Source organism: Salipiger sp. PrR003 (assembly GCF_010500785.1).
In the GTDB taxonomy this organism is placed as follows: Bacteria; Pseudomonadota; Alphaproteobacteria; order Rhodobacterales; family Rhodobacteraceae; genus Salipiger; species Salipiger pacificus_A.
The window spans coordinates 1-2,611 of the sequence record NZ_JAAGOV010000116.1 but is presented as its reverse complement, the minus strand read 5'-3'; the positions used below and the strand labels follow the sequence as shown (position 1 = coordinate 2,611).

1 protein-coding gene and 1 pseudogene are annotated in these 2,611 nt (G+C 49.4%); both read right to left on the bottom strand.

What is annotated here, in order from left to right:
• Positions 1-229: 229 nt before the first annotated feature.
• Entirely contained in the window at positions 230-1,285 is a 1,056-nt protein-coding gene (locus G0D83_RS30790) for a DUF485 domain-containing protein (RefSeq protein WP_164198531.1), read from the bottom strand.
• A gap of 405 nt (positions 1,286-1,690) precedes the next feature.
• Positions 1,691-2,611: pseudogene (locus tag G0D83_RS30785) on the bottom strand (hypothetical protein); the annotation flags it as partial.

Genomic DNA, 2,611 nt, shown 5'->3' with positions numbered 1-2,611 from the left:
TCGATCGGAATCATCAGTCGATTCGCAGAAAAGAAAAAATGGGCGAACTGTGTTCACCCATTTTCTTTGAATTCAAAGCGTTAGCATCCAGTGCCGCCGCCCGTCCCTAGGTTTTTCATAGGTCACCTATAAGAAAGCGCTGTAGAGTTCCTCACTAAGTAGTGTGAGCTTAGAGGCTTTCAAGGGTCATAGCAACGGCAAGATTGGACCATCTATCGGGTCTTTCCGCTTATTTTCCTTGCACTTCAGGATAATGAATCTCGCCCGGAGGCGTTTCCTCACGAGCCGGAATTTTGTTCCACCAGATGAAGATACCATGTTTTGGCAGCAGCGGACTATCAATCTCAGCGATTTTACATGCATTTTTTGTGCCAGCTTGCCGATTCATCTCTCTGTCAAATTTCTCCGACGGGTGAACTGGCTCCCAAAAGAGATTCATCATCTCAGCATTGTAATGCACGCGCAATTCCGTGCATAGGCTGATCGCGTTCGTCTGGAAAAGATCATTGTCATTGACTCTCTTATATTGAGAAAAGTTTACTCTTATCCTCTTCTCTTCACCCGGCCTCAGCGTTACATTCTTTGAAAATTTCTGTTGACCAACGTTATCCTCATCGGCGTCATCAATGTCCTGAAACTCGGCCTCTTCAATCTCCTCACTCCCAATGATTAAGCTCTTTAGTCCGACGTCACCAACCTTAGGCTCATTCAAGCCAGAGACTTTCGAAGCATGAAACCTTACGGGATAGTCGACATCTTCGCTAGATATGTTTTTGATTCTGTAATCAAATTCGCAATTCATGGCAATCCAATCACCCTCAATAATTTCTGAGGTGAGGTCAAAAACGAGCAGTTGGGATGTCTTGATTACCTTCTGCTTAAAAACGTACTCCTCGACGAGATCAAAGACATCTCTCGGAAGGTCAACACTATACAGGTACTTAAATACGTTCTCACTTATTGTTACGGCCTGCTTGTTTGCATGATCACTTAACTCCCTGCGAGCCTCCCTCTCTACGGTCATACCCACGACCCAAGCAATAATGAATGCAAACCCCACCTCAATCGGTATTCCAATGCCAAGCTTTTGAGCTAAGCTTTCAGGTTTGAATTCAAGCAGCAGAAAGAACCCAAAGGATACAAATACCAGACCGCATATCAGCGTCCAATGCTCTTTGAGAAGCATCTTTATGTGACTCTCTTCTCTACCTCTAGCCGCCTCCCCAGTTGTCACAGGCTCTACTGAAGGCCGAGAGCCTTCTTGTTCCATCGCATCGTTCTTCATCGCACATCTCCAGTAATCTTCGCGCTAAGAGAGAGGTAAGCATGTATCTCAATGATCTAGCAATATAGCTCTGCTACCGATTCGGCTGAGCCTACAAAGTGCCACGAAAACGAACAGTGATTTTTGAGCCTATCCGAAAAATGCATCCATTAGTTCGCCTCGCAGACTGTGTCGTTCACCATGCGGGCATAGAGAGTCCCAAGACACTGCAGGATTCACATTGAACTCCGCGACGCTTGGTAGTCCCTACATCTGGAGATCGCTAGGGCGGTCTACGAATGTGCGAAAGCGCAACGTCCTTGAGGACACTCTTCTCAAGTACCGAAAAAGTCGTCAAAATTCATGCGTTGAGAACGCGTGGCATCTCTCTCCCTTTCAGAGGTCCGGCGCTGGTGAGAACAAGTGTCATGCCTGCTCAATGTTGAAAAAAGCGTCGAGGCGGCGATCATACCCTTCCTGCGAGCTGAGGATTTCGGAAATATCTAGACTCGTTTGCGGGCCGAAGTCCTCCGGGTCCTTGGCCCGATCAGCAGCTTGCTCGGCGACAACACTGCTAAGGTCCGCGTCAATCACCTTAAGTTTTGTCTCGACGCCACATACCTCTACTAGCGCCGACTGCATTGACTTGTTCAAAAATTCACGGTGACCCTCATGTACCAGAAAGCTGTCGTGTACGGGCAAGATAGGAATGCCGCTTTCAATGAAATCCAACATCACGCGTTCCGCGACATCGCTGTCGGTTCGCTGTAGACGTTTTCCTGCACCAGTATAAAATTTATTCTCGATTGGTCCGTGAGCGGAGCGAACTGCGTTAGAAACGCTGGGCCACGACATATTGAACTTGCCCGGTTCGATACCTTTGGGAGCCTGTCGCAGGGGCCTTTCTGCGTTCAGCATTGCATTGAAGGTGGCCTTGACCATACTGCGGAGTTCGGCTCCTCCCTTCGTCTCAGTCACTTCATCAAAAATCCCACGATAACAGTCGACCGGAGGTGTTGCGCCAGCTTCAGCGTAGAGGATCACGGGATGGAGGTTCGAATAGTCGATTTCGACCATCCGCTTGCCGTTCACGGCCAAGTGCCTCCGGTACGCTTTCGGCACGCTTTGCCACCAGCCACCATAGAAGCGACCACCGGTCGTAAGCTCCCGATCATTGAAGACACGGTAGAGGTTCCTTCGGTGCATCCCGAGAGGCTTACCTCCTGCCGGGTCGTCCGAGAGACGCTCTTGTAGCGCAGCTAAATCCGCATCGGGGATGAGCAGGTCGTACCAGCGTGTCGCAAGCACCCGATTGATACGGGCGAGGTTCTGCGTCATTCGCCGAAC